Source organism: Mesorhizobium sp. B2-4-17, assembly GCF_006441275.1.
In the GTDB taxonomy this organism is placed as follows: domain Bacteria; phylum Pseudomonadota; class Alphaproteobacteria; order Rhizobiales; family Rhizobiaceae; genus Mesorhizobium.
Window position 1 is genome coordinate 128523 of sequence record NZ_VFUX01000012.1, and the last position, 24170, is coordinate 152692.

31 protein-coding genes and 1 pseudogene are annotated in these 24170 nt (G+C 63.2%); 16 read left to right on the forward strand and 16 right to left on the reverse strand.

What is annotated here, in order from left to right; translation table 11 throughout:
* Nucleotides 1-18 precede the first annotated feature (18 nt).
* The 5 genes from FJ548_RS11905 to FJ548_RS11925 all read right to left on the reverse strand — a co-directional run bounded on the left by FJ548_RS11905 (nt 19) and on the right by FJ548_RS11925 (nt 3568).
* Nucleotides 19-480, reverse strand: a complete 462-nt coding sequence (locus FJ548_RS11905; protein WP_140608187.1) for a RidA family protein — start codon at nt 478-480, stop codon at nt 19-21.
* Nucleotides 481-549: 69 nt separating this feature from the next.
* Entirely contained in the window at nt 550-1344 is a 795-nt protein-coding gene (locus tag FJ548_RS11910; protein ID WP_140608185.1) for an amino acid ABC transporter ATP-binding protein, read from the reverse strand.
* Nucleotides 1345-1348: 4 nt separating this feature from the next.
* Nucleotides 1349-1999 (reverse strand): amino acid ABC transporter permease, encoded by a 651-nt coding sequence (locus FJ548_RS11915; protein ID WP_140777956.1) that lies wholly within the window; start codon nt 1997-1999, stop codon nt 1349-1351.
* A 1-nt stretch (nt 2000) separates the two neighbouring features.
* Nucleotides 2001-2666, reverse strand: coding sequence for an amino acid ABC transporter permease (locus FJ548_RS11920; RefSeq protein ID WP_140608181.1), 666 nt, complete (start codon nt 2664-2666; stop codon nt 2001-2003).
* 71 nt (nt 2667-2737) lie between these two features.
* Entirely contained in the window at nt 2738-3568 is an 831-nt protein-coding gene (locus FJ548_RS11925; RefSeq protein WP_181165550.1) for a transporter substrate-binding domain-containing protein, read from the reverse strand.
* Nucleotides 3569-3737: 169 nt separating this feature from the next.
* On the opposite strand from FJ548_RS11925, the gene FJ548_RS11930 reads away from it, so the two are divergent.
* The gene (locus FJ548_RS11930) at nt 3738-4526 is read left to right on the forward strand and encodes an IclR family transcriptional regulator (RefSeq protein ID WP_140608177.1); all 789 of its coding nucleotides are present in this window, start codon (nt 3738-3740) and stop codon (nt 4524-4526) included.
* A gap of 11 nt (nt 4527-4537) precedes the next feature.
* On the opposite strand, the gene FJ548_RS11935 is transcribed toward FJ548_RS11930, so the two are convergent.
* Nucleotides 4538-4741 carry a YdcH family protein gene (locus FJ548_RS11935; RefSeq protein WP_140550905.1) on the reverse strand — a complete coding sequence of 68 codons (204 nt, stop codon included), beginning with the start codon at nt 4739-4741 and terminating at the stop codon, nt 4538-4540.
* Between the two features lie 240 nt (nt 4742-4981).
* Here FJ548_RS11935 and FJ548_RS11940 point away from each other — a divergent pair, with 240 nt between their 5' ends.
* The 4 genes from FJ548_RS11940 (at nt 4982) to FJ548_RS11955 (ending at nt 8548) form a co-directional block, all read left to right on the forward strand.
* The gene (locus FJ548_RS11940; RefSeq protein ID WP_140608175.1) at nt 4982-5161 is read left to right on the forward strand and encodes a YdcH family protein; all 180 of its coding nucleotides are present in this window, start codon (nt 4982-4984) and stop codon (nt 5159-5161) included.
* 314 nt (nt 5162-5475) lie between these two features.
* Complete coding sequence (gene ispG / locus FJ548_RS11945) at nt 5476-6729, forward strand: flavodoxin-dependent (E)-4-hydroxy-3-methylbut-2-enyl-diphosphate synthase (RefSeq protein ID WP_140608173.1); 1254 nt, start codon at nt 5476-5478, stop codon at nt 6727-6729.
* Between the two features lie 5 nt (nt 6730-6734).
* Nucleotides 6735-7589 (forward strand): lytic transglycosylase domain-containing protein, encoded by an 855-nt coding sequence (locus FJ548_RS11950; protein WP_140777957.1) that lies wholly within the window; start codon nt 6735-6737, stop codon nt 7587-7589.
* Between the two features lie 191 nt (nt 7590-7780).
* The gene (locus tag FJ548_RS11955; protein WP_181168779.1) at nt 7781-8548 is read left to right on the forward strand and encodes a Stf0 family sulfotransferase; all 768 of its coding nucleotides are present in this window, start codon (nt 7781-7783) and stop codon (nt 8546-8548) included.
* A gap of 14 nt (nt 8549-8562) precedes the next feature.
* On the opposite strand, the gene FJ548_RS11960 is transcribed toward FJ548_RS11955, so the two are convergent.
* From FJ548_RS11960 to FJ548_RS11970, 3 genes are all read right to left on the reverse strand, one after another.
* Complete coding sequence (locus FJ548_RS11960) at nt 8563-10899, reverse strand: response regulator (RefSeq protein WP_140777958.1); 2337 nt, start codon at nt 10897-10899, stop codon at nt 8563-8565.
* A gap of 103 nt (nt 10900-11002) precedes the next feature.
* Nucleotides 11003-11758 (reverse strand): SDR family oxidoreductase, encoded by a 756-nt coding sequence (locus FJ548_RS11965; RefSeq protein ID WP_140777959.1) that lies wholly within the window; start codon nt 11756-11758, stop codon nt 11003-11005.
* 55 nt (nt 11759-11813) lie between these two features.
* A complete protein-coding gene (locus tag FJ548_RS11970) occupies nt 11814-12731 on the reverse strand; it encodes a polyprenyl synthetase family protein (RefSeq protein ID WP_140777960.1) in 918 nt (305 codons plus the stop codon).
* Between the two features lie 220 nt (nt 12732-12951).
* Here FJ548_RS11970 and FJ548_RS11975 point away from each other — a divergent pair, with 220 nt between their 5' ends.
* The 3 genes from FJ548_RS11975 to FJ548_RS11985 all read left to right on the forward strand — a co-directional run bounded on the left by FJ548_RS11975 (nt 12952) and on the right by FJ548_RS11985 (nt 14784).
* Nucleotides 12952-13713, forward strand: a complete 762-nt coding sequence (locus FJ548_RS11975; protein ID WP_140699680.1) for a transglycosylase domain-containing protein — start codon at nt 12952-12954, stop codon at nt 13711-13713.
* A 140-nt stretch (nt 13714-13853) separates the two neighbouring features.
* Entirely contained in the window at nt 13854-14036 is a 183-nt protein-coding gene (gene rpmF, locus FJ548_RS11980) for a 50S ribosomal protein L32 (protein ID WP_008834724.1), read from the forward strand.
* A gap of 346 nt (nt 14037-14382) precedes the next feature.
* On the forward strand, nt 14383-14784 hold the full coding sequence (locus tag FJ548_RS11985; protein WP_140608161.1) for a hypothetical protein: 402 nt from the start codon (nt 14383-14385) through the stop codon (nt 14782-14784).
* Between the two features lie 3 nt (nt 14785-14787).
* On the opposite strand, the gene FJ548_RS11990 is transcribed toward FJ548_RS11985, so the two are convergent.
* From FJ548_RS11990 to FJ548_RS12000, 3 genes are all read right to left on the reverse strand, one after another.
* Complete coding sequence (locus FJ548_RS11990) at nt 14788-15219, reverse strand: heme-binding protein (RefSeq protein ID WP_140700023.1); 432 nt, start codon at nt 15217-15219, stop codon at nt 14788-14790.
* Between the two features lie 193 nt (nt 15220-15412).
* Nucleotides 15413-15646, reverse strand: a complete 234-nt coding sequence (locus tag FJ548_RS11995; RefSeq protein ID WP_140700020.1) for a hypothetical protein — start codon at nt 15644-15646, stop codon at nt 15413-15415.
* Between the two features lie 76 nt (nt 15647-15722).
* Nucleotides 15723-16244, reverse strand: a complete 522-nt coding sequence (locus FJ548_RS12000; RefSeq protein WP_140700018.1) for a helix-turn-helix domain-containing protein — start codon at nt 16242-16244, stop codon at nt 15723-15725.
* A gap of 91 nt (nt 16245-16335) precedes the next feature.
* Here FJ548_RS12000 and FJ548_RS12005 point away from each other — a divergent pair.
* From FJ548_RS12005 to FJ548_RS12025, 5 genes and pseudogenes are all read left to right on the forward strand, one after another.
* Nucleotides 16336-17189 (forward strand): annotated as a pseudogene (locus FJ548_RS12005) (alpha/beta hydrolase).
* A gap of 98 nt (nt 17190-17287) precedes the next feature.
* Nucleotides 17288-17944 (forward strand): glutathione S-transferase family protein, encoded by a 657-nt coding sequence (locus FJ548_RS12010; RefSeq protein ID WP_140777961.1) that lies wholly within the window; start codon nt 17288-17290, stop codon nt 17942-17944.
* 5 nt (nt 17945-17949) lie between these two features.
* Nucleotides 17950-18285: a metalloregulator ArsR/SmtB family transcription factor gene (locus tag FJ548_RS12015; protein ID WP_140700010.1), complete on the forward strand. Its 336-nt coding sequence runs from the start codon at nt 17950-17952 to the stop codon at nt 18283-18285.
* A gap of 13 nt (nt 18286-18298) precedes the next feature.
* Complete coding sequence (locus FJ548_RS12020) at nt 18299-18571, forward strand: hypothetical protein (protein ID WP_246678629.1); 273 nt, start codon at nt 18299-18301, stop codon at nt 18569-18571.
* A 3-nt stretch (nt 18572-18574) separates the two neighbouring features.
* The gene (locus tag FJ548_RS12025) at nt 18575-19039 is read left to right on the forward strand and encodes an SRPBCC family protein (RefSeq protein ID WP_140777962.1); all 465 of its coding nucleotides are present in this window, start codon (nt 18575-18577) and stop codon (nt 19037-19039) included.
* A gap of 34 nt (nt 19040-19073) precedes the next feature.
* Here the strand turns inward: FJ548_RS12025 and FJ548_RS12030 are convergent, their stop codons facing one another.
* From FJ548_RS12030 to FJ548_RS12040, 3 genes are all read right to left on the reverse strand, one after another.
* A complete protein-coding gene (locus FJ548_RS12030; protein ID WP_027031521.1) occupies nt 19074-19337 on the reverse strand; it encodes a metalloregulator ArsR/SmtB family transcription factor in 264 nt (87 codons plus the stop codon).
* Between the two features lie 31 nt (nt 19338-19368).
* A complete protein-coding gene (locus FJ548_RS12035; protein ID WP_140608145.1) occupies nt 19369-20616 on the reverse strand; it encodes an MFS transporter in 1248 nt (415 codons plus the stop codon).
* Nucleotides 20617-20703: 87 nt separating this feature from the next.
* Nucleotides 20704-20898, reverse strand: a complete 195-nt coding sequence (locus FJ548_RS12040; protein WP_140608142.1) for a DUF1192 domain-containing protein — start codon at nt 20896-20898, stop codon at nt 20704-20706.
* A gap of 122 nt (nt 20899-21020) precedes the next feature.
* Between FJ548_RS12040 and FJ548_RS12045 the strand changes: the two genes are divergently transcribed.
* The 3 genes from FJ548_RS12045 to FJ548_RS12055 all read left to right on the forward strand — a co-directional run bounded on the left by FJ548_RS12045 (nt 21021) and on the right by FJ548_RS12055 (nt 23750).
* Nucleotides 21021-22031, forward strand: coding sequence for an NAD(P)H-quinone oxidoreductase (locus FJ548_RS12045; RefSeq protein ID WP_140777963.1), 1011 nt, complete (start codon nt 21021-21023; stop codon nt 22029-22031).
* Between the two features lie 293 nt (nt 22032-22324).
* Nucleotides 22325-22465 carry a DUF1127 domain-containing protein gene (locus tag FJ548_RS12050; RefSeq protein WP_064987068.1) on the forward strand — a complete coding sequence of 47 codons (141 nt, stop codon included), beginning with the start codon at nt 22325-22327 and terminating at the stop codon, nt 22463-22465.
* A gap of 592 nt (nt 22466-23057) precedes the next feature.
* Nucleotides 23058-23750 carry a DUF1013 domain-containing protein gene (locus tag FJ548_RS12055; RefSeq protein WP_140608138.1) on the forward strand — a complete coding sequence of 231 codons (693 nt, stop codon included), beginning with the start codon at nt 23058-23060 and terminating at the stop codon, nt 23748-23750.
* 62 nt (nt 23751-23812) lie between these two features.
* Here FJ548_RS12055 and FJ548_RS12060 read toward each other — a convergent pair.
* Nucleotides 23813-24170, reverse strand: a 358-nt coding sequence (locus FJ548_RS12060; RefSeq protein ID WP_140777964.1) for a WYL domain-containing protein, incomplete at its 5' end; no start/stop codon positions are given.

The window sequence follows — 24170 nt, forward strand, 5'->3', positions numbered from 1 at the left end:
GATCCCGTGTGTGGCAGGTCAGGCGGCGATCTCGACGACCGCCTCGATTTCGACCGTGATGTTTCCAGGCAGCGAGCCGACGCCAATCGCCGAGCGCGCGTGGCCGCCGACCTTGTCGAAGACATCGGCGAACAGGTCCGAACAGCCATTCATCACCTTCGGGTGGTCGCTGAAGGTCGGCGTCGCGTTGACGAAGCCGAGCAGCTTGACGACGCGCACGATACGGCCGAGATCGCCGGCGGCGGCATGCATGACCGCAAGCAGATTGAGCCCGGTCAGGCGGGCATGTTCATACGCCTGCTCGACGCTCACATCCTCGCCGACTTTGCCGGTGCAAAGCGTGCCGTCGGCGCGCAGCGGCCCTTGGCCGGACAGGAAGATCAGCCGGCCGCTCTCGGCATGGGTGACGAAATTGGCTATGGGGATCGGCGGCTCGGGCAGCGTCAGGCCGAGTTCGGCAAGCCGGGTATAAGGCGTCATGGAAGAAGGCTCCCTTGGTTGGCTTCAGCCATCCGATATTCAAAAATGAGCGGCGTCGGCCGTCCAATGTCAGAAATGCGAGGCGCGGAAGCGCGCCAGGAAGGTGCGGAGGCGTTCGTTGCTGGTCTCCGCCGCGAGGATCTCTTTCGGCGGGCCGACGGCGCTGACGCCGCCATCGGCCATGAAGACGATGCGACTCGAAGCATCGCGGGCAAAGGCCATTTCGTGCGTCACCATCAGCATGGTCATGCCGTCCTCGGCAAGGCTGCGCACGACGGCCAGCACCTCGCCGACCAGTTCGGGGTCGAGGGCGGAGGTGATCTCGTCGAGCAGCAGGATCTTCGGCTCCATCGCCACGGCGCGCGCGATGCCGACACGCTGCTGCTGGCCGCCGGACAGCTCCGCCGGCAAGCTGTCGGCCTTGTGGGCGAGGCCGACGCGGCCGAGCCAGTGTTCGGCGGCCTTGCGCGCCTCGGACTGGCTCTTTCCGCGCACCTTGGTGAGCCCAAGCATGATGTTGCCGGCCGCCGTCAGGTGCGGAAACAGGTTGAAGCTCTGGAACACCATGCCGGTTTCGGCGCGCATGGCGGCAAGGTCGCGTTCGCTGCGGCGCTGCCGTGTTCCAGCCTCGCGATAGCCGACCTCCCTGCCGTCGATGCGGATGGAGCCGCTGTCGTAGCTTTCGAGGAAGTTGACGCAGCGCAGCAGCGTGGTCTTGCCGCTGCCCGAGGGGCCGATGACCGTCACCACCTCGCCGCGCTTCACCTGAAGACTGACGGAGCGCAGAACCTCCACGGCGCCGAAGGCCTTGGAGACATCGCGCACGTCGAGCAGCGCGGGACTGGCGTTTGTGGCGTCGGACATGGTGCTATTCCCGGATGAAGGCAAAGCGCCGCTCGAGCCGCCGGCTGGCGAGCGAAAGCGCGTAATTGACCGCGAAGTAGATGAGCGCGCCCAGTATATAGAGCGGCATCGCCTCATAGGTGCGGCCGATGACCTGGTTGATGGCCTGCATCAGGTCGGTGATGCCGAGCAGCGAGACCAGCGCGCTGCCCTTGACCGCGTCAGTGACGCCGTTGATCCAGGGCGGCAGGAAGCGCCTGAAGGCCTGCGGAAAGATGACCGAGGTGAGCCGCTGGGGGAAGGTCAGCCCGATGGCCATCGCCGCTTCCGACTGGCCCTTGGGAATGGAGGCGACGGCGCCGCGCACATATTCCACCACCTGCGCCGTCTTGAACAGAGCGAGCGCCAGCACCGCGGCCCAGAAGGACGGCAGATGAAGCCCGATCGCCGGCAGACCGTAATAGACGAAGAACATCAGCACCAGGATCGGAATGCCCCGGATCGTATCGGAGAAGATGCGCACCGCCCAGCGCAACGGGGCAGGGCCATAGACCAGGCCGACGCCGAGCAGGACGCCGGCGATGAGCGAGAGCACCACGACCAGCAGCGACACCCACAGGGTCACGGCGAAGCCTTGGGCGAGGAAGGGCAGGGCGTAGAGGATCTGGCTCAGCATCTCAGCGCGCCGCCCTGAACCGGCGCTCGACGAGTCTCAGCGCGAAAAGCAGCGTATAGCCGGTCACCAGATACATTGCCGTGGTGACCAGGTAGACCTCGACGATGCGGAAAGTGTTGAAGTTGATCCACTGGGCGCCGTAGGTGAGTTCCGGCACCGAGATGACCGAGGCGATCGAGGTGTCCTTGAACAGCGAGATGAAGGTGTTGGAGAGCGCCGGCAGCGTGATGCGCAGCATGGTCGGCAGACGCACGTGGAGCAGCCTTTGCCAGGGCGTCAGACCGATGGCCTTGCCGGCATCGAGCTGGCCGCGTGGAACAGCCTCGAGGCCCGAGCGAAACACCTCGACCAGATAGGCGCCGCTATAGACCGACAGCGTCAGGACAAACGAGGTCGGCGCGCTGTAGGCAAGGTCCACCACGGTCGGCAGGCCGTAGAAGACGAGATAGACGAGCAGGATCAGCGGCACGTTGCGGATGAATTCGACATAGGCGGCGATCGTCGCACGCACGACGCGCCCGGCCGAGACATACCAGACCGCCAGCACCAACCCGATGACGATGCCGATGGCGATCGAGATCACGGCAAGCTCGAGGCTGAGCAGCAGGCCGCCCCACAGCTTGTCGAAGTGCCGCCAGATCAGGTTGAAGTTGAGGGCATAGCCCATGCGTTCGCCTCGGTGTGAAGGGCGTCGGAAGAAGCCAGGCGGAAAGGGTGCCGCCCCTTCCGCCTGCTGGATCAGATGACCGGGAAGCCGGGGTGGCGCGGCGGCGGCTCCTGGCCGAAATATTGCTTGAAGGCGGCGTCGTATAGCGCCGTCTCGTGGCCGAACATGGCGATGGTGAAGGTCTGGTCGACGAAGGTCAGCCAGTCCAGATCGCCTTGCCGGACCGCGGCGCCATAGAGCATCGAATACCAGCTCTTGCCGGCATCGAAATATTTGTCCGGATTGCGCGAGGCGAGCCAGCGCACGGTGGAGAGATCGACCGCGGCGGCGTCGACCCGTTTGGATTCCAGCGCCTGCAGCACGTTGGCCTGGGTGTCGATCTGCATCACCTGCGCCTGCGGCAAGGCGAAGTGGACAGAGGACTCCGCATCGACATTCTGCAGGATGGAAATGCGCGTCGCCGAACCGCCGGCAAGCAGCTTGTCGAAGGTCTTGTTCTCGGCGCTGGGAAGCGTCAGCAGCGCAACGCCCTCGACATAGTATGGCCTGGTGAAGTTGATCAGCTGCGAGCGCTGCGCCGTCATCGTCATGAACTGGATGGTGATGTCCACCTTGTTGGTGGTGACGTTGGGAATGCGCTGCGCCGGATCCTGCATGACGAACTCGACCTTGGTCGGGTCGTCGAAAAGCCCCTTGGCCAGAATCCGCCCCATGGTGATGTCCATGCCGACCAATTCGCCGGCGTCGTTCTCGAAATGCCAGGGCGCGTTGGTGCTGCCGGTGCCGACGATGAGCTTGCCGCGGTCGAGCACGGTGCGCAGCAGGCTTTCGGATGCGGCCTGGGCGGCGGCCTTCTGGGCATCGACGGTTGCCAGCACGCCGGCCGTCGCAAGTCCCGCCATTCCCAATTTCAGAAAATCACGTCTTCCGGATGTGTCGTTCACGGCGACCTCCCTTCATGTTGTGTTCCCCTACGCACAGGTCATACACGCGACAGTGATCATTCCGATTGTCTCTTACAAGAGACGCATGTATCCTGTACAAGACAGATACTAACACCAGGAATCGACAATGCAAGATGGCAGTGCCTTGGCTGTTTCAGACAGCGAGAAGATCTCGGGCTCCCGTGAAAAGGGCCTCAACCGGGTGCTCGAGATTCTGGAGTTTCTGCACACGACGCAGAGGGCGATCGGGATCGGCGATCTTGCCAAGGGGGTGAACGCACCCCGCTCGACGACCTATACGCTGGTGCGATCGCTGGTCGATGCTGGCCTGTTGGAAATGGCCGGCGATGGCAACCGCGTCTATTTCGGCAAGAAGCTCTATCTCTATGGAATGGATTATGTGCGCGGCAACGACCTGCTGCGGCGCGGGCGCCAGGAGGTCGACAATCTGTCACGCGAGACGGGCGAGACCTCGGAATTGTGCATGCTGCAGAGCGGCCGCTACACCATCGTCCATTCAAGCCCGGGCAGCAGGCCGTTCCGCATCAGCTCGGCCACTGGCCTGCAGATACCGCTGCCCTGGACCGCGTCCGGCCGGCTGCTTCTAGCGGGGCTGGAGAGGGCCGCGATCGAAGGCATGGTATCGGAAGACGATCTCGTGCTGCCCGACGGCCGCAAGTTGCGGCTCGACGATTTTATCGCCGACATCGCCAAGGCGCGCGTCACCGGCTACTGCGTGACCTCGGGTCTGGTCGATGCCTACACCAAATGTCTTGCCGTGCCGGTCTTTTCAGCGCCAGGCAAGGTCGAGGCGACGATGTGCCTGGTGGTCCCGATCGATACGTCGCAGGAGCGGACCGGCAGCCTCATCGGCCTGCTGCGCGACCGCGCGGCCAGGCTCTCGATCGCAGGATAGGCGAACGCGCCTCAAGCGATGATGTCGGGAATGATCTTGTCTTCCAGCTTCATGAGCCGGTCTTTCAGTGCCAGCTTCTTTTTTTTCATGCGCTGGATCTGCAGCGGGTCGCAATTCATGGCGATCATCGCGTTGATCGCCGCGTCGAAATCGGCGTGTTCCTGCTTCAGCCGGGAAAATTCGAGGCGAATATCGGCCTGTTCCTGATCGGACATTCTTTACCGTCTGCACGTCTGCGGCACCCAAAACTGGGCCTGATTGGGCGGGGGCGGCAAATTTCTGCCACCGGCGCGCAGCCCATACCACATTTCACATTGTCGTGGAATGCTACCACGGATCATTCGACATCGCTGTCCGAAGGTGGCACAGTGTCACCGTGCCGTCACAGAAGCGACCTGCGGTGGACGTGCCTTTGACGGCTGCAATCGAGGAAACCATGAAAGGGAGAACCAATCATGTCTCTTGCATCCCATCTTGATGAGTTGCAGCGGAAACACGGCGACATTGAACGTGAAATCGATGACGCGATGAACCACCCGTCGGTGGACGACCTCGAAATCGTGAATCTCAAGCGACGCAAGCTGGCAATCAAGGATGCGATTGAGAAACTCAGGGCGCAACCGACCACGCATTGACCCTCACCTGATATAGCCGCTCACCTCTTGCGGTCTTGCTTGCCGGCGGTAAAAGCCGCCGGCGTGGTGAGCTTTGAGCGCTGCGCTACAAGCCGGTAGCCGATATCCTCTCATACGTTCCATGTCTCGGCCGCGCTGGGTCGCGCCCTGTTTTCAGGTCCGTCGCGAGGCTCAATTGCTGCCAGTGGCGACCTATCGCCATTGACAAGCGATCTTTGCTCCTCCACCTCATGCCCGGACTTCAGCGTATAGGCCCGGAGCGCCCTATGCGTCCACGTGGGTGCATGGCGCTTCAGAGACAAAAGGCTGCCGGCATGACCGGATATTTTTCCTTTCCCTTCCCCCGCCGCACCTCGGTCGGCGTCGACGTCGGCGGCGTGGTCGTCGGCGGCGGCGCGCCCGTTGTCGTGCAGTCGATGACCAATACCGACACGGCCGATGTCGACCAGACGGTGGCGCAGGTGGCGGCGCTGCACCGTGCCGGCTCCGAGATCGTGCGCATTACCGTCGACCGCGACGAGAGCGCCGCCGCCGTGCCGCATATTCATGAGCGGCTTCAGCGCCTCGGCATCGATGTGCCGCTGGTCGGCGATTTCCACTATATCGGCCACAAGCTTCTGGCCGATCATCCGGCCTGCGCCGAGGCGCTGGCCAAATACCGCATCAACCCCGGTAATGTCGGCTTCAAGGACAAGAAGGACCGGCAGTTCGCGGCGATCGTCGAAATGGCGATCAAGCACGACAAGCCGGTGCGTATCGGCGTCAACTGGGGCTCGCTCGACCAGGATCTGTTGACGCGGCTGATGGACGACAACCAGGACAAGGGTTTCCCGTTGACGGCGCAGGAGGTAACGCGCGAGGCGATCGTGCAGTCGGCGATCCTGTCGGCCGAGATGGCCGAAGAGATCGGCCTTGCCCGAGAGAAGATCATCCTGTCGGCCAAGGTCAGCGGCGTGCAGGATTTGATCGCCGTCTACACGGAACTCGCTACCCGCTCCAACCATGCGCTGCATCTGGGGCTCACCGAAGCCGGCATGGGCTCGAAAGGTATCGTCGCCTCGTCCGCCGCCATGGGCATTCTCCTGCAGCAAGGGATCGGCGACACCATCCGCATCTCGCTGACACCGGAGCCCAATGGCGACCGCACGCGCGAGGTGCAGGTTTCGCAGGAATTGCTGCAGACCATGGGTTTCCGGCAGTTCGTGCCGATCGTCGCGGCTTGTCCCGGCTGCGGCCGCACGACTTCCACCGTGTTCCAGGAACTGGCGCAGAACATCCAGGCGGACCTGCGCAAGAACATGCCGGTGTGGCGCGAGAAATATCCTGGCGTCGAGAACCTCAAAGTCGCGGTGATGGGCTGTATCGTCAACGGGCCAGGTGAATCCAAGCATGCCGATATCGGCATTTCGCTGCCCGGCACCGGCGAGACGCCGACGGCGCCCGTCTTCGTCGACGGCAAGAAGGCGGCGACGCTGCGCGGCCCTTCGATCGCGGCGGATTTCGAGAAAATGGTCGCCGACTATATCGAGCAGCGGTTCGGTCGCGGCGGCAAGGCCGCGGCAGAGTAAGTCCAATGCAGCGTTTCCCCTGGGCGACGCTGATCGTGTTATGTGGGCTGGGCTGGCCGGCGCTTGTTCAGGCCGACCCGCCGCAATCGGCCAAGCAGAGATTGATCGACAGGGTCTGCAATCTGATCCAGGCCTATGCCGACCAGAACGGCCTGCCCAGGGATTTCTTCGCCCGGCTGATCTGGAAGGAAAGCCGTTTCGATCCTAACGCCGTCAGCCCGGTCGGCGCCGAGGGCATCGCCCAGTTCATGCCAGGCACCGCCAAGATGCGGGGGCTCGAAAATTCCTTCGACATCACCCAGGCGATCCCGGCGTCGGCGAAGTACCTGGCTGAAATGAAAACCAGCTATGGCAATCTTGGCCTCGCCGCCGCCGCTTACAATGCCGGCGAAAACCGGGTGTCGCGCTGGCTGGCTTCGGGCGGCTTCCTGCCGATGGAGACCGAGAGCTATGTCTTCGACATCATGGGCGAACCGGTCGACAAGTTCTCCGACCGTGCCTATGGCGGAAAGGTCGAGCCGCTCGACGCCAAGACGGATTTCGCCGTCGCCTGCCGCAAGCTGCCGGTGATCATGTCGCGGACCGTGGCGATGGCCTCGATCAACGTGAAGCCCTGGGGCATCCAGGTGGCCGGCAATTTTCGCCGCGGCGCCGCGATCAACCAGTGGCTGCGCGTGAGAAGCCGGTTTCCGGCCCTGCTTGCCAGCCATGATCCGGTGGTCAGCCGGGTGCGCACGCCGATGGGCCGGCGCGGCATCTATGCCGTCAGGATCGGGGTGGACGACCGTGCCGTCGCCAATGTCATCTGCCAGAAATTGCAGAGCGTCGGCGGCGCCTGCGTGGTGGTGCGCAACCGGTAATGACACTGTAGCGGCCGAATCCCACATTGATTTTCGACCACAGGTGGTCGAATTCCCGGACATCCTCTGGAAGTCGACACCAGCCTGCTCACCCCGCTTTAATGCGCCCTTCGCATCCGGCAACAATTTCGCCTATAGGGACGTGGATTGGCCGGGATTGCCCTGCCTGCGATGAGGACAAGGGCAGCGGGATGTTCGATGCATACATCATCTGCGGTACGCCGAGAACCGGCAGCACTTTGCTGTGCAAGCTCCTGGCGTCCACCCGGACTGCCGGCGATCCTCACTCGTTCTACCGGCGGCGGGATATGTCGGAGTGGGTAGAGGATTGGAAGCTGCCCGGTCGCGACACAATGGGCGAGCTTGAATTCAACGTCGCCTATCTCAACGCGGCTATCATTGCCGGCAAGGGCGGGGCCGGCAAGGGCGGGACGGATGTCTTCGGCCTGCGCCTGATGCGTGAAAACCTGGACGAGCTTTCAGCCATACTCGACCAGATTTTCCCCGGGCTTGCGTCGGACAGAGCGCGTTTCGAAATGGCCTTTGGCCGTGTTCTCTACATACATTTGTCGCGCGAGAACAAGCTCGCGCAAGCTGTCTCCCTGGTGAAGGCACGGCAAACCGGCCTTTGGCACGTCGCTCCCGATGGGACCGAGATCGAGAGAGTCGGGCTTCCGGAGCAACCGCAGTATGACTTTCAGCGCATCAAGGCTGAGCTCACCGAGTTGGAGGCCTATGATCGAGCCTGGAACAGGTGGTTCGCGGAGCAAGGCATCACGCCGCTGCGGGTTGGCTACGAACGCCTTTCCGCCGACCCGGCCGCGGCATTGCTGGGCATCTGCGAAGCCTTGGGCGTTCGAGCCCCCAATGCCGAGGATGTCAGGCCCGGTGTCGCAAAGCTCGCCGACGAGACAAGCCTGGACTGGATGCGCCGTTACCATCTGGACGCACTCGCCTGACGCAATGACGCGCTTCAGGCGGTCTTGGCCACCACTGTTTCACTGAGCCATGTGCCGATCTTGGTGCCGAGGCGATCGGGCGAGACCGGCTTGGGCAGATAATCATCCATGCCGGCCTCGATGCACTTGTCGCGATCGCCCTTCAGCGCATGCGCGGTGACGCCGACGATCGGGATGCGGCCGCCCGATGAAGCCTCGATCGCGCGGATGGCGCGGGTTGCCTCGTAACCGTTCATCTCGGGCATCGAGACATCCATCAGGATCAGTTTCGGATGCAGCGACCTGTACATCTCGACCGCCGTGCGGCCGTTGCCGGCAATGCGGTAGCTCAGGCCGAGCCCATTGAGGATCTGGCCGAACACCAGTTGGTTCACGTCATTGTCCTCGGCAATGAGGATGTCTATCGGGCCGTTCGGTGTGACGGTCGATTCCGGCGTTGTCACGACCGGCACGGCTGGCCCCCGGATGACCGTGAAGGCAGACGGAGCCGCCGGCGGTGGCTGGACCGGTTCGCGAACGAATTGCGCCTTGCCGACCTGCGAGCGGGCCTTCTGGATGACCGAAATGACCGTGCCGAGCAGCACCGCCGAGCGCGCCGGCTTGGTCAGGTGCGCGGCAATACCGAAGTCGATGATCATCTTGCCGAAATCGACCTGGTCGACCGAGGTCAGGATGACGATCGGAATGGCCGACAGTCGGCTGTCGGCGGCTATGGCCCGGGCGACGTCGGCTCCGTTCATACCAGGCATCTGGTAGTCGAGGATGATGCAGTCGACGCTGGCGCCCAACTGACAGGCGCGATCGAGGAAGGCCAGCCCCACGGCACCGCTCTCAGCGGCGGCGCAGTCAAAGCTCCAGCTTCTGAGCTGCTCGAGCAGGATCTCGCGGTTGACCGGATTGTCGTCGATGACCAGCACACGCGCGCCGGTGACGTCGACCGGCACGATCGCGTCGCGCGCCTCGGCACGGTGCACGGGCAGCGGCACGGCGAACCAGAAGACGGAGCCTCGTCCGATCTCGCTCTCGACACCGATCTTGCCGGCCATCAGATCGATGAGGCGTGCGGCGATGGCAAGCCCAAGGCCGGTGCCTTCGTGACGGCGGGTCGAGGAGCCATCGACCTGGGCGAATTTCTCGAACACGTTCTGCAGTTTCTCGGCCGGGATGCCGATGCCGGTGTCCTCGACGCGCAGCTTGAGTTGGACGACGTCGTTGACGGTTTCGCCGCCGACATCGATCAGCACATGGCCCTTTTCGGTGAACTTCACCGCATTGCCGACCAGATTGGTGACGATCTGGCGGAAGCGGCCGGCGTCGCCGACGACATAGGCCGGCAGGCGCGGGTCGACGCGTACGATCAGCTCGAGGTTCTTCTCGGCGACGCGCGCCGAGACCAGTGTCGCGACATCCTCGACCGCTTCGGAGAGACGGAAAGGGGCGGGATCAAGCGTCAGCTGTCCGGCATTGATCTTGGAGAAATCGAGGATATCGTTGATGATGGTGAGCAGCGCATTGCCGGATTTGACGATAACGTCGGTGAAGGTCTTCTGGCGCGGGGTCAATTCGGTCTTGGCCAGCAATTCGGCCATGCCGAGCACACCGTTCATCGGCGTGCGGATCTCGTGGCTCATATTGGCCAGGAATTCGGACTTGGCGCGGTCGGCGGCCTCGGCCTTGAACAGGGATTCGGCCGATTGGGCGAAGGCGCGGCGGATCGCCTGTTCCATGGGCCGGAAGATCCAGAAGGCGACGATGGCCAGGACGCCGAACAACAGGCCGCTCGCCCACAAAAGCAGCCTGTCGCTGGAAGCGTTGGCCAGATGGCGCTCTTCGTCCAATGCGGTACGGACCCGCACCAGCATCGGCTGGACAAACAGGTCGTTCTGGTTGCGGATTTCCCGATAGCTCCATTCATCCGCCTTCTGTGCCACCGACATCAGATTGAGATTGCGCACCATGTCGCGCGGCGACCAGAACAGGTCGCCGTTGACCGAGGAGGCTTCGAGTTCGTTGACGGTCTTGGCCGACAGGCGCGGGCGGATCGCGGCGAGCTGGGCGGTCAGTGTGTCGATCTCGCCGGTCAGGCGTTCGGAATGGGCGCGCGCCGAAGCAGTCAGCGCATCGCGCGTTTCGTTGCGCCAGGCGGAGCCGGTGGTCTCGGCGAAGCTGGTCGCGTTGCGCAGGTCGCGGGTGAAGATGACGAGATTGCTGCTCAGCGCATCGACGTCGTGGCGAAAGGCATTGACACGGTCGAGCGCAACCATGATGGCCGTGGAAGCGAGCGCGAAAATCAGCAATCCTGAAAGATAACGAATCCGGACAAACCGGATGAAGGAAGAATATTCCGGCATGCGCAACCCCAACACATACGCATTATTTTAACGACCGGGATTACGCTTCATTTACATTAAGATTTCGTTGGCGTGATTGCTGGTTTCCTGTGGCGGCCGCGAATCAGACCGATGCGGTGATGCCGCCATCGACATAGAGGATATGGCCGTTGACGAAGGACGAGGCATCGGAGGCCAGGAACACACAGGCCCCAACCAACTCTTCCACCTTGCCCCAGCGGCCGGCCGGCGTGCGCTTTTCGAGCCAGGCGCTGAAGGCCGGGTCCGCGACAAGGGCGGCATTGAGCGGCGTATCGAAATAGCCGGGCGCGATGGCGTTGCATTGCAGGCCGTGTCTGGCCCAGTCGGTCGCCATGCCCTTGGTCAGGTTGCCGACCGCGCCCTTCGTTGCCGTGTAGGGCGCGATGCCGGGGCGGGCCAGTGCTGTCTGCACCGAGGCGATGTTGATGATCTTGCCGCGGCCCCGCCTGATCATATGGCGGGCGACCGCCTGGCCGACATGGAAGACGCTGGCAATGTTGGTCTGCAGCAGGCGCTCGAACGCATCTTCGGGAAAATCCTCGAGCGGCGCGCGGAACTGCATGCCGGCATTGTTCACCAATATGTCGATCGGACCGCCGGACAGCTCGAAATTGTCGATCTCCGAGCGGACCGCCTCATGATCGGTGGCGTCGAAGGCGAGCGTTTGCGCGCCGGGAATCTGCGACGCCGCGGCGCCAAGCTTTGCCGCGTCACGGCCGTTGAGGATCACACTGGCGCCGGCTTGCGCCAGCCCTTTGGCCAAGGCGAACCCGATGCCTTGCGAGGAGCCGGTGACGAGCGCCCGGCGTCCGCTGAGATCGAACAGATTGGATGACATCGAAGCTGATCTCCCACTTGGCTCTTGCCACGCACCACCAATATCGAAGCCGCCGTCAGCTGTTGCGCATTGCCACGAAGGTCGCGGCTTGCCTCAGCAGGGCCGCTTTGTCGCCATAGGGTTCGAGCAGCGCGTGCGCCTGGCCGACAAGGCCGTGCAGCTGGCCGCGCGCCCAGTCGGCGCCGTGCAGCGCCACCAGCGTTCCCTTGCCGGCGGCGGCGTCCTTGCCGGTCGCCTTGCCCATCTGCTTGACGTCGGCGGTCAGATCGAGCAGGTCGTCCGCAAGCTGGAAGGCAAGACCAATCGCCGAGCCGAATTCGGCCAGTCGCTCACGGTCTTCCGCCGAAGCGCCGGCGATGATGGCACCTGCCTCGCAGGCGAAGCGGATCAGCGCGCCGGTCTTCATCGCCTGCAGCCTTATGATGCCGGCCTCGTCCGGCGGTGTCCGTTCGGCTTCGAGGTCGAGCTTCTGGCCACCGACCATGCCGCCGGCACCGGCGGCGCGGGTCAGCGCCAGCACCAACGCCACCCGCCGTTCGGCCGGCAGCATGGTCGCCTCGCTGGCAAGGATGTCGAAGGCCAGTGTCAGCAAGGCATCGCCGGCCAGGATGGCTGTCGCTTCGTCGAACGCCTTGTGCACGGTCGGCTGGCCGCGGCGCAGGTCATCGTCGTCCATCGCCGGCAGGTCGTCATGGATCAACGAGTAGCAGTGAACGCTTTCGAGGGCCGCCGCGACGCGCAGCGCCGCTTCGCCATCGGCGGAAAACAGGGCAGCGCTTTCCATGACCAGAAACGGGCGCAGTCGCTTGCCGCCGTTCAGCACCCCGTGGCGCATCGCCGCCATCAGACGATCGGGCCGCGTGATCTCACCCGAAAGCGGTCGGTCGTCGAGCAACCGCCGCAGCAGTACCTCGACGGCGGCGGCCCGCCTGATGAGCGCCATTTCGAACGCCATTTCGTCGTCATTCGTCATGGCCGGACCGGTAGCCGACACTCAGACGTTGCGCAAGAAGCCAAGCGCCATTATGCCGGAGCGGTAAGAGCCCGTTGGGAAACTCCGATCCTGCGGTCATCTGACGGTGTTTCCCGCGCTTCCGGTGCTCACGTACGCGACTGTACGTACGGCTCCGGTTCTCGACAACGCCGCCGAATGACTGACAGGAGCGATTTCGCGACGCGCTCCACAGCACGGGTTGGGCGGCTTGGCGGAACCGATCGTCGATCATGAAACCGAAAAGCTGGACATGGCGACGAGATCGCGCGGCATAAACCGCCGCAGTCTCAGGCGCTGGGTCCGGCGCGGCATTGTCATGGCCGCCGTGCTGGCGCTTATCCCGGCGGTGCTGACATTCCTCTATCTGCCACCTTTCGTGCATCCGGTCTCGACATTGATGCTGAAGGACCTGGCGACCTTCTCCGGCTACGACCGGCGCTGGGTGTCGATCGACGATGTGGCGCCAGTGCTGGCCCATTCCGTCATCATGTCGGAGGACGGACAATTCTGCTTCCATCGCGGTGTCGATCTCGGCGAACTCAGGGGCGTCGTCGACGATGCGCTGGCTGGCGAGGCGACGCGCGGGGCCTCGACAATTACCATGCAGACGGTGAAGAACCTGTTCCTGTGGTCGCGGCCGCTGGGCTCGGTGCGCAAGGTCGTCGAACTGCCGCTGGCCGTCTATTTCGACGCCGTGATGTCGAAACGGCGCATCATGGAAATCTATCTCAACATCGCCGAATGGGGGCCGGGCATCTATGGAATCGAGGCGGCGGCGCAGCATCATTTCGGCATTCCGGCAAAGCAGTTGTCCAGACGGCAGGCGGCACTGCTGGCCGTCACCTTGCCCAATCCGATCGCCCGCAATCCGGCAAAGCCGGGGCCGGGCCTTCGGAGACTCGCCAATCTGATCGAGCGGCGTGCCGGCCGTTCCGGCGCTTATGTCGGCTGTCTCGAGTAGCCGACTCAAAAAAATTCACCGCAGTGCTGGCCAAAACGATGTCAGGCGTGTATAGGCACCCGACTTTCTCAGATTTAGGCCCCGACATGGCCCTTTCACGAGGGCGGGCGGGGCTTTTGACCATGTAGTGGAGCATATCCATGGCCGTTCCGAAACGCAAAACCTCTCCGTCCAAGCGCGGCATGCGCCGCTCGGCCGACGCCCTCAAGGCCCCGACCTATGTTGAGGACAAGAATTCCGGCGAAATGCGCCGCCCGCACCACATCGACCTGAAGACCGGCATGTATCGCGGTCGCCAGGTGCTGACGCCCAAGGAAAGCTGAGACCAGCTTTTTAAGGTTTGAGTTGCAAAAGACCGGCCTCTGGCCGGTCTTTTTGCGTTTGGTCGGCAAGGGACGTCTCGTCGGCACGGACATCGTCGAGATCGCGCCGGCACGCGATATCGCCTCGACGACGCGGGCCATATCTCTTCAATGTCATCGGTGCCGCCGTGCGCGCCGGCTATTTCAGGTGTCGAAGTCTCTGTCGGCTGCTCCCATGTCGGCCGGGCAACCGGCTGACATGGTTGTTGCATCCGGTCTTTGACCGTGTTTGCGGCCGCGCACGAAAAATCTTGACGGCATGCCTGTGGCGCATTCTACAGAAGGTGCCCCCATATGGAGACGCCAGATGTTCGGTGCCGTCCCGCTTTTGATCGTGCCTTTCGTGCTCTACAATCTCGGCCTGCTCGGGATATTCGGCGGCGGTGACGATCCGTGGGCGAGCGAGGTCTTCTCGTTCCGCATGATGTCGGGCGGGGTATTCTCGATGACGCTCGGCGACCTGATGGTGCTGATCGGGCTGATCTTCCTGTTCCTCGAAATGGTGAAGTCGGCGCGCACGACCACCGCCTCGATCATGGACCATCTTCTCTCGACGCTGGTCTTCGTCGCCTTCCTGGTCGAGTTCCTGCTGGTCAAGGGCGCCGCGCACTCGATCTTCTTCACGCTGACGATCATCGCGCTGTTCGATGTGCTGGCCGGATTCGCGGTTTCGATGCGATCAGCCAGCCGGGACATCAATTTGAATTGAGGCTCAGCCCGGATCGGCGGTGAAGCCGGCGGCCTCGATGCCAGCGATGGCCGCTGCCTCGTCATTGTCGGATGTGTCGCCGGAAATGCCGACGGCGCCAAGGACGGTGCCGGCCTTGTCGCGGATCAGGACGCCGCCGACCACCGGCAGCACGCGTCCACCCGACACGTCGGAGATGCCAGCGATGAGATGCGGGCGCTCCTTGGCGAAGGCCTCGACACGGCGCGAGCCCATGCCGATGGCCAGCGCGCCATAGGCCTTGCCGGCCGACATTTGCGGGCGCAGGAACGAGGCGCCGTCCTGGCGCTGGAAGGCGACCAGGTGTCCTCCTGCATCGAGCACGGAGACGCCCAGCGGTTTGAGCTTGAGGTCGGCGCCCTTGGCGAAGGCGGCGTCGATGATCTCAATGGCCTTTTCGAGCGGCAGCGCGGTCATGGCAGTCTCCTGTTTGAAATGGATAATCATCGGCGACCGGCCGGACGAAGCAATCCCGGTTTGGGTTGAAAATGCTTCTTGCGAGAAGGCGGGATGAAGGACTGCCCTATCCGGATCGCGCCGATGCCGTGATCTCAATGCAGTCGAGGCCACTGGCTCAAGGCCATTGGCGAGGCAGCCGGGGAAGTGCGTGTTACTTTTTCTTGGCGCGCGCAGGCTTCTTTGCGGGCGCTGCCGGTGTGTTGGCAAGATCTTCGGCTTCCTTGGCGAGCCGCAGCGCCCTCAGCTTGTCGGTCTTGGCCTTGCGCGCGTCACTCTCCGCAGCGTATTCCGCCATCGCTTTCTGGCGGACTGTCGCCGCCTCTTCCTGCTTCTTGAAGCGCAGATCGGCGCGCGCGCGGGCAGTATCCCTAGAGTTCTCAACCAAGAGTCAATCCAATCCCGTCACGTGTGATTTTCCATAGTTGTAGCAGAGCCGGCCTCTCAGCGGGGAAAATAGTTGGTCACGCGGTCGGGCCGGCGCTGAGAGCCTTGCTAGCAACCACGGCTTCATAGGCGGCCCGCAGCGTCGCGCGGACAGAAGGGCCGGACGGCGTGTCGAGCGGCGTGCCGAGATGCTCGTGGCGCAGTTCGTCCATGAATTTCTCCCACATCGGCGGTCCGCCCTTTTCCAGAAGCTCGGCGCGGATCGAGAGTTCGTCGCTGGTCGGCAGCCAGACCCGGCCCCAGGCGCCGAGATGGGCCAGGATTGGCACCAGCGTGATGGCCATCTCGGTCAGGCTGTAGATCGCCTTCTGCTTGTGGCTGGGATCGTCGGCCTTGGTCAGCATGCCAAGCTCCATCAGTCGCTTCAAGCGGTCGGCGAGGATGTTGGAGGCAATGCCTTCCATCGATCCGTTGAGCAGTTCGCGAAAATGGCGCCTGCCGCCGAAAATCATGTCGCGAAGGATGATCAGACTCCAGCGGTCGCCGAACACTTCCAGCGACAGGTTGATCGGGCAGCCGGACCGGCGATCGAGGCTCATTCGATTCTCTCTCCGCAAAACCAGTTGCATTATCGTATCAGTTTTATTATCGTGCAACTGATTGCAAAATGCAATCAGTTGGGAGGTGTAAATGACTGCGATCGATCGCCCGGAGATCATATCGGAAGCCTTCGGCGACCGTGAAAATCCCGCGCTGCTCCTGATCATGGGCGCAATGGCCTCGATGCTGTGGTGGCCGGAGGCCTTTTGCCGGAAGCTCGCGGGTGCCGGGCTCTACGTGATCCGCTATGACAATCGCGATACCGGCCGCTCGACCAAATATCCGCCGGGCGCGCCGCCCTACACATTCGACGACATGGCGGACGATGCGATTGGTGTGCTCGACAGCCACGGCATTGGCGAGGCCCATGTCGCCGGCGTGTCGATGGGCGGTATGATCGCGCAGCTTGCGGCGCTCAAGCATCCCTCCCGCGTCGTGTCGCTGACCGCGATCAGCAGCTCGCCGATGGGAATGGACACCTCGCATCTGCCGCGGCCGAGCGATGCCTATACCGAGCATTCGGCCAGGGCGCCGATGTCGACTGGTCGGACCGCCGCCAGGTGATCGACTTCATGGTCAGGGATGCCAGGGCGATCGCCGGCGTTGCGCATCCCTTCGACGGGGCTTGGACGCGCGCTTTCATCGAACAGGATTATATCAGGTCCGGCGGGTTCCTGAGCGCAACCAATCATTTCCTGCTCAAGGGCACCGACCGATGGAATGGCCGCCTGCACGAGATGAGGGCGCCGTTGCTGGTCATCCACGGCACGGCGGATCCGATCTTTCCGATCCAGCATGGCGAGGCGCTGGCAGGGGCGGTCGCCGGTGCGAAACTCCTTCGTGTCGAAGGCGGCGGCCATGAGCTGCATCCGGACGACTGGACGGCGATATCGGCGGCAATCGTCGCCCACGTCCGGGCCAACCGAGGCGGCGGCAGGTCTTGACGGGTGAAGTTCGCCGCAATAGTTAAGTAAATACTTCAGTGTTGATCCGGCAAACGCGCCGGCCGGCCACCGATGAACCAGAAACAGACGAGCAAAGAATGTCCCTGACGCTGCATTTCCATCCCCTGGCCTCTTTCTGCTGGAAGCCGCTGATCGCGCTCTACGAGAACGCCACGCCTATCGTGCCGGTCATCGTCGATCTCGGCGACGAGCAATCGCGCGGGGCCTTCCTGAAGATATCGCCAACCGGCAAGATGCCGGCGCTACGCGACGATGCGCGCGACCGCACTGTGCTGGAATCGACCATCGTCGTCGAATATCTGGCCGCGCACTATCCGGGGCCGGTCGAGCTCGTTCCGGCCGACATCGATCTGGCGCTGGCCGTCCGCCAGGCCGACCGCTTCTACGATTTCTATGTGCAGGAGCCGATGCAGAAGATCGTCGGCGATCGGTTGCGGCCGCTGGACAAGACCGATCCGTTCGGCGTCGAGCAGGCGCGCGGCCAATTGCGCAACTCCTACGCCATCATCGAGCAGGAGATGCGGTCGAAGACCTGGGCGATGGGCGACACCTTTACAATGGCCGATTGCGCGGCTTCTCCCGCGCTCTTCTATGCCAACAAGGTCGAGCCGTTCGGCGACGGATATCCTGCCGTCAAGCGCTACCATGACCGTCTGTTGCAGCGTCCCGCCTTCAACAGGGTGATCGAAGAGGCGCAGCCCTACTTCAAATTCTTCCCCTACAACAACGGCTGACCGCGATGCTGCACGATCCCGCCCAGCTCGACCTGATGTTCCAGGCGCTCGCCGATCCGGCGCGGCGGCAGATGGTCGACCGGCTGTCGCGCGGCCCCGCCTCCGTCAGCCAACTGGCCGAGCCGCTGGCGATGTCGCTGTCGGCGGTCGTCCAGCACCTCAATCTCCTGGAGGCGAGCGGCCTGGTGCGCACGCAGAAGGTTGGACGGGTACGCACTTGCCAGATCGAGCCCCAGGCGCTGAGAGCGGCAGAGCACTGGATCAATGAGCGGCGCCTCTCCTGGGAACGTCGGCTGGATCGGCTCGGCGATTTCCTCGCGCAAACCAAGGACGAAAGCTGAAGGAGGAATGGCCATGTCCGCCAAAAGCAGAGCGGAATTGATCCGCTTTTATTTTGCCATCTACCAGGCAAATGAGCGTGATGTCGCCGAGACGGCACTGGCGGACGATTTCACGTTCACCAGCCCCTGTGACGATGCCATCGGTCGCGTGACCTATTTCGCCCGGTGCTGGCCGGACACTCGTTTCGCGGCGACCGGCTGCGCAGCGTCGAGGTCTATTTCGGCGCTGCCTATCGTGGCGGCGTCTTCATCCCACGGAACCAATCGAGTTGACCAAGGAGTGTAATCCATGACCGGACGATCCGTTGTCCATTCCACCTTTGTCGTCGAGCGGAGCTACCCGGTGGCTCCGGCGAAAGTCTTCTCGGCGTTCAGCGATCCGGACGCCAAGCGGCGCTGGTTTGTCGATCCCCACGACCCGACGCCCAGCCGCCACGAAATGGACTTCCGCGTCGGCGGCAAAGAGGTCAATGCCGGTTGTCCGAGCGATGGGCAGATGCATTTCTTCAACGCGGTCTATCAGGACATCGTGCCAGACCGGCGCATCGTCTACAGCTATGAGATGCTGTTCGGCGAAACCCGCGTTTCGGTGTCGCTGGCGACGATCGAGCTCGTGGTGGAAGGCGAGGGCACGCGGCTTGTGATGACGGAGCAGGGTGTCTTCCTCGACGGCCACGACACGTCAGCCCCGCGCGAGCATGGAACGGGCGAATTGCTCGACGCGCTTGGCGCTTTCCTGGACGGGCAAGCCTGATTTTCGAGGTGCGTTGCTGATCAGGCGATGTGGATCAGGCTTCCCAGAACTGATCGAGCCAGATGTTGAGCTTCAGGAAGCCGGCGTTGCTTACCGTATAGACCCGCCGCGTGCCTTCAGCCTTGGCGTTGACCAGTCCGGCATCGAGCAACACTTTCAGATGCTGTGATACGGCCGGGCGCGAGACTGGTAGCCCAGCCGCCAATTCGTTGACGGTCTTCGGACCGCGTCGAAGTTCTTCCAGAAGATGGCGCCGATTGGGGTCGGCGATCGCCATGAAGGCGTCGGAAAACATCATGCCTCATTTGTGAGGCAAAGTTTTTCAAATCTCAACTGCTTGCTTCTGCTTTTCTTCTTGGATCGAGCCGCAATGCTTCCGGGGTCACGGAGCGGTCTGCCGGTTGCGTCTTGAAGGCGTCGCGATCCTCGATCGGCACCGGAGCGCGGCGGCTGATGCGCAGCAGGGTATAGCCGGCCAGAGACAAATGCGCGAAGGCGGTGGCCAGGAACAGGCCCTCCGGTCGCATCCAGCCCATCAGCGCCGCCGCCAGCAAGGGGCCGATCATGGTGCCGAAACCATAGAGCAGCAGCAGGCCGCCCGAGACCTTGACGAAATCCTCGGCACTGGCGTGGTCGTTGGCATGCGCCACGGCGATCGAATAGAGCGTATAGGCGAAAGCGCCGTAGGCGGCAGTCAGCACGATGACGAAGCTGGCGGAGCGCGGCTCGAACAGGAAGATGAGAACCGCAACCAGCGCACCGCCGAAAGCGGCACCGGCCAGCACGAAACGCCGGTCGGTCTTGTCGGACAGGCGCCCGGCCGGAAGCTGCATGGCGGCGCCGGCAACCACCACCAGGCTCATCATCAAGGCGATCTCGGCGGTGGAGATGCCGATGCGGGCGCCATAAACCGCGCCAAGCGTGCCCCAGGCGCCGTTGGCGATGCCGATCAGCAGGCAGGCGATCGCCGACACGGGCGAATTCGCATAGAGGCTTTTGACGTCCAACTTGACGTCCTGCAATGGCTTGGGGGACGATGCCGTCGACACCGCGGTCGGGATCAGCGACAGGCAGAACAGGATGCCGGTGATCATGAACAGCGAAGCCGATTTCACGTCGCCGCCGGCGACGATCATCTGCCCGCCCATGATCGAGGCGTAGGTGACCATCATATAGAGGCCGAAGACGGTGCCGCGGTTCTCGTTGGTGGCTTTCTCGTTCAGCCAGCTCTCGATGACCATGAAGGCGCCGGCCATGGTGAAGCCGGTGAAGGCGCGCAGCAGGATCCAGATAGATTCATTGATGACGAGGCCAGTCAGTAGCGCAATGATCGCGCCCGCCGCGGCGAAGGCGCCAAACGCCCTGACATGGCCTGCACGGCGCACCAGGCGCGGTGCGAAGAAACAGCCGGTGACGAAGCCGCCGGCCCAGGCCGTGCCCATCAGGCCGAGCGAGGCGGTCGAGAAGCCTTCCACTTGGCCGCGCAGCGGCAAAAGCAGGCCGTGCAGGCCGGATGCCGCCAGCAGGAATGCGGTGCCGCGAAGCAGGGAAAGGATCGGTCTGTAGGTTGCGAGCATTTTTTGATCCGACTGGACTCTGGGAGGGAGGCAGGTCTGAAGACAGTCCCATTCGGGCTTTTCGGCGGCGGACCTTCGACCTGCAGCCTATCCGCGGCGGAACAGCGCCTCAGCGGCTGATTTGGTGCTGTCCTTTGCCTTGAGTTCGGCCTCGAGCCGGGCGATCTCGTCGCGCAGGATGCCGATGCGCTCTGACAGTTCGCCGGCGGAAAGCAATGCCAGGTCCTGCCCGATCTCGTGCGGGCGCGCCTTCTTCCTGGGTTCGTCGTCGAAGATCGCCATCGTCGCTCCTCCCTTGCTCACGCCAGATTGGCCATTTGCCTGATTTGCCAATGAGCATACATAGGGCAGGGACGTCGATGCAAACAGCCGATCGAAAAGCGGCGAGGAAGACGGGAAATACCATGGCGAGCGGACAGACAATTCCGGCGAAGATGACGGCCATCGCGATCTCGGAGCCGGGCGGCCCACGGGTGTTGAAACCGGAAACGCGCGAGGTGCCGCAGCCCGGCCCCGGCGAAATCCTGATCAAGGTGCATGCCGCCGGCGTCAACCGGCCCGATGTGCAGCAGCGCAAGGGCGCCTATCCGCCTCCGCCGGGAGCATCGGATCTGCCGGGCCTCGAAGTGTCGGGCGAAGTGGCGGCCCTTGGCGACGGGATATCGCGCTGGCGCATCGGCGACCGGGTCTGCGCCCTTACCCCCGGTGGCGGCTACGCCGAATATGTCAAGGTTCACTCCGGCAGCGTGCTGCCACTGCCGGCCGGCTTCACCCACACGGAAGCGGCCGCTGTGCCGGAAAACTATTTCACCGTCTGGCACAATGTGTTTGAGCGCGGCGGCCTGAAGAAAGGCGAGACGCTGCTGGTCCATGGTGGCTCGTCCGGCATCGGCACGACGGCGATCCAGCTTGCCTCGGCCTTCGGCGCTTATGTCATCACCACTGCCGGCAGCAAGGAGAAGTGCGACGCCTGCCTGAAGATCGGTGCCGACCGCGCGATCAACTACCGGGAGGAGGATTTTGTCTCGGCGGTGAAAGGGGCGACAGGCGGCAAGGGCGCCAATGTCATCCTCGACATGGTCGGCGGCGACTATGTCCAGCGAAACTACGAGGCCGCGGCCGTCGAGGGCCGTATCGTCCAGATCGCCGTTCAGGCCGGCGCAATGGCGACCGCCGACTTTTCCAAGATCATGGTCAAGCGGCTGACCCATACGGGGTCGACGCTGAGGCCGCGCACCGTCGAATTCAAGGCGGCGATCGCAGCGGCGCTGGAAGCGCAGGTCTGGCCGTTGCTCGGCACCCGCAAGATTGCTCCCGTCATGGACATGATCTTCCCGCTTACCGATGCCTGGCGGGCGCATGAGCGGATGGAGGAGGGCGATCATATCGGCAAGATCGTGCTCGACGTCGGCTAGGACGCATCGATCCAGGCGAGGCCCGCCTGCAAACGGCAGTCTCCCGTGCTTCCGGCGTTCAGGTACTTTTAGTACGCTCCGCTCAAGGTTCTCGGAGACAGCCGTTTTCGACTCGGGCCTGACCTGAATCGGGACGCGTTCTCGGCGTTTCGTCCTTGCTTACAAAGTGAACAGAAGCTTAATGCTGCAATGCAGCATTTGCATCATTGCTATGCAAAATCGGCCGTTCAAGTCCTGATCGATGATGACTATCTGTGCAGCATCGAAACGAACACCCCATTTGGAGGACTATCATGAACCCGATCCGCGCTTTCCGTAACTGGCGCATGTACAACGAGACCGTGCGCGAACTGAACCGTCTCAACGCACGTCAGCTCAGCGATCTCGGCATCAATCGCGCCGACATCGAAAGGATCGCCCGTCAGGCGATCTGATTTCAAGCGTGACCCGGCCGCAGGGCCGGTCTCATGCCGGGAAGTAGAGCTGTCGCAGACGTTTCTCGTCTCCGGTTCCGAGCCCGCTGGACAGCGTCCAGCGGGTTTTGTTTTTTTGCGAATGGCTGTTTCAGCGGGCCGTTGTCCATGCGCGGCAACACCCGAATCCCCGGTCCGGTTCATTCCGTTCCGGCTGCCACTCACAGGCTGCCGCCCTAATCCCTCATATCCTGCCGCTGCGCCGTTCGGCGGGCTGTTCGACCTGGCGCCAGCCGAGGCGCGCTAGCTTCGGCGCTTTCGCGGGGCGAGCCCTTATGGAGGCCGTGGCAAGCGCCAACATCACCATAAGGCCGGCGAACCTATCTCGAACGCATATTCGCCAAGACCGGAACGCGCCAGCAGAGCCAGCTGTCGCGCTTCTCAAGAGCACGGAGCCATTCCGGCAGCCGCTTGGTTGTGGTTTCAGGCGGGTGCATCCAAAAACGTTGCGAAACAGCAAGGGAACGGTTATACAGGCCGCGAATTTCCCATTTTGGTGGCTCTAAACCACCGCCCGCGCGGGAACGCGGGCGAACGAGAAGGATTTTTTAAAATGGCCAATACGCTGCTGATGCCCAAGGCGACCGCCGTCTGGCTGGTCGACAACACCGCGCTCTCCTTCGAGCAGATCGCGCAATTCTGCGGGCTGCATCCGCTCGAGGTCAAGGCGATCGCCGACGGTGAGTCGGCGCAAGGTATCAAGGGCATGGATCCGATCATGACCGGCCAGCTGACCCGCGACGAGATCGCGCGCGCCGAGAAGGATCCGAACCACCGGCTGAAGCTTTCCGACCCCAAGGTGCGGGTGCCCGAATCCAAGCGCAAGGGGCCGCGCTACACGCCGCTTTCGAAGCGTCAGGACCGGCCGAACGCCATCCTGTGGCTGGTGCGCAACCATCCCGAACTCAAGGACGCGCAGATTTCGCGCCTCGTCGGCACGACCAAGTCGACGATCGAGCAGATCCGCGAACGCAAGCACTGGAACTCGGCCAATCTGCAACCGATGGACCCGGTTACGCTGGGTCTCGCCTCGCAGATCGACCTCGACATGGAAGTCAACCGCGCCTCGCGCGGCCGCGAACAGGCGCAGCCGGTCGGCGACACGCTTTTGCCGGCGGCTCTGACCGAGCGGCTGGTGCCGGCTCCAGAAAAGCCGAAGGACGAGGATGCCGAGCTTGACGCCAATGCCGTGTTCGCCAAGCTCTCGGCGCTGAAGTCCAAGAACGAGGACACCGACGACGAATAGGATTGCGATAGACCAATGAAAAAAGCCCGCTTCGCGCGGGCTTTTTTATTGGGATCCTTTTCTCAGCTTCGCGCCGCACGGTCCGGCGCCATGCCGTAGTCCTCGCTGCGCTCCACCGCGCGGTAGAAATCGGCAAGCTGCTTGCCGCGCTCCGGCTTGAAGATGCGGCCGGCGATGACCACCGAGGCGATGCGGTCGATGCGGAAGGCGCGGAAATCGTCGCGCATCTCGCACCAAGCGACCAGCGTCCACACCTTGCCCCAGAACCACAGGCCGAGTGGCCTGATGTCGCGCGCGGTGCCGCGGCCGGCCTCGTCGCAATAGTCGATGGTCAGCACCTGGCGCTTCTCGACCGCCCGCTCGATCAGGTCGATCGCCTCGCGGGCGGCGTCGCTGACGACCCACATCGGGGTGTGGATC

Bases quoted from the DNA above. Each gene is read 5' to 3' on its own strand.
- FJ548_RS11910 (WP_140608185.1), bottom strand. From the start codon at position 1,344: ATGTCCGACGCCACAAACGCCAGTCCCGCGCTGCTCGACGTGCGCGAT.
- FJ548_RS11950 (WP_140777957.1), top strand. From the start codon at position 6,735: ATGCAGCGTTTCCCCTGGGCGACGCTGATCGTGTTATGTGGGCTGGGC.
- FJ548_RS11960 (WP_140777958.1), bottom strand. From the start codon at position 10,899: ATGCCGGAATATTCTTCCTTCATCCGGTTTGTCCGGATTCGTTATCTT.
- FJ548_RS12040 (WP_140608142.1), bottom strand. From the start codon at position 20,898: ATGGCGATCTTCGACGACGAACCCAGGAAGAAGGCGCGCCCGCACGAG.
- FJ548_RS12015 (WP_140700010.1), top strand. From the start codon at position 17,950: ATGCTGCACGATCCCGCCCAGCTCGACCTGATGTTCCAGGCGCTCGCC.
- FJ548_RS11970 (WP_140777960.1), bottom strand. From the start codon at position 12,731: ATGACGAATGACGACGAAATGGCGTTCGAAATGGCGCTCATCAGGCGG.
- FJ548_RS12020 (WP_246678629.1), top strand. From the start codon at position 18,299: ATGTCCGCCAAAAGCAGAGCGGAATTGATCCGCTTTTATTTTGCCATC.
- FJ548_RS11915 (WP_140777956.1), bottom strand. From the start codon at position 1,999: ATGCTGAGCCAGATCCTCTACGCCCTGCCCTTCCTCGCCCAAGGCTTC.
- FJ548_RS12050 (WP_064987068.1), top strand. From the start codon at position 22,325: ATGAACCCGATCCGCGCTTTCCGTAACTGGCGCATGTACAACGAGACC.
- FJ548_RS12035 (WP_140608145.1), bottom strand. From the start codon at position 20,616: ATGCTCGCAACCTACAGACCGATCCTTTCCCTGCTTCGCGGCACCGCA.
- FJ548_RS11940 (WP_140608175.1), top strand. From the start codon at position 4,982: ATGTCTCTTGCATCCCATCTTGATGAGTTGCAGCGGAAACACGGCGAC.
- FJ548_RS12045 (WP_140777963.1), top strand. From the start codon at position 21,021: ATGGCGAGCGGACAGACAATTCCGGCGAAGATGACGGCCATCGCGATC.
- rpmF (WP_008834724.1), top strand. From the start codon at position 13,854: ATGGCCGTTCCGAAACGCAAAACCTCTCCGTCCAAGCGCGGCATGCGC.
- FJ548_RS11920 (WP_140608181.1), bottom strand. From the start codon at position 2,666: ATGGGCTATGCCCTCAACTTCAACCTGATCTGGCGGCACTTCGACAAG.
- FJ548_RS11990 (WP_140700023.1), bottom strand. From the start codon at position 15,219: ATGACCGCGCTGCCGCTCGAAAAGGCCATTGAGATCATCGACGCCGCC.
- FJ548_RS12030 (WP_027031521.1), bottom strand. From the start codon at position 19,337: ATGATGTTTTCCGACGCCTTCATGGCGATCGCCGACCCCAATCGGCGC.
- FJ548_RS11985 (WP_140608161.1), top strand. From the start codon at position 14,383: ATGTTCGGTGCCGTCCCGCTTTTGATCGTGCCTTTCGTGCTCTACAAT.
- FJ548_RS11925 (WP_181165550.1), bottom strand. From the start codon at position 3,568: ATGGCGGGACTTGCGACGGCCGGCGTGCTGGCAACCGTCGATGCCCAG.
- FJ548_RS12010 (WP_140777961.1), top strand. From the start codon at position 17,288: ATGTCCCTGACGCTGCATTTCCATCCCCTGGCCTCTTTCTGCTGGAAG.
- FJ548_RS11930 (WP_140608177.1), top strand. From the start codon at position 3,738: ATGCAAGATGGCAGTGCCTTGGCTGTTTCAGACAGCGAGAAGATCTCG.
- FJ548_RS11955 (WP_181168779.1), top strand. From the start codon at position 7,781: ATGTTCGATGCATACATCATCTGCGGTACGCCGAGAACCGGCAGCACT.
- FJ548_RS11965 (WP_140777959.1), bottom strand. From the start codon at position 11,758: ATGTCATCCAATCTGTTCGATCTCAGCGGACGCCGGGCGCTCGTCACC.
- FJ548_RS12000 (WP_140700018.1), bottom strand. From the start codon at position 16,244: ATGAGCCTCGATCGCCGGTCCGGCTGCCCGATCAACCTGTCGCTGGAA.
- FJ548_RS12025 (WP_140777962.1), top strand. From the start codon at position 18,575: ATGACCGGACGATCCGTTGTCCATTCCACCTTTGTCGTCGAGCGGAGC.
- FJ548_RS12055 (WP_140608138.1), top strand. From the start codon at position 23,058: ATGGCCAATACGCTGCTGATGCCCAAGGCGACCGCCGTCTGGCTGGTC.
- FJ548_RS11935 (WP_140550905.1), bottom strand. From the start codon at position 4,741: ATGTCCGATCAGGAACAGGCCGATATTCGCCTCGAATTTTCCCGGCTG.
- ispG (WP_140608173.1), top strand. From the start codon at position 5,476: ATGACCGGATATTTTTCCTTTCCCTTCCCCCGCCGCACCTCGGTCGGC.
- FJ548_RS11905 (WP_140608187.1), bottom strand. From the start codon at position 480: ATGACGCCTTATACCCGGCTTGCCGAACTCGGCCTGACGCTGCCCGAG.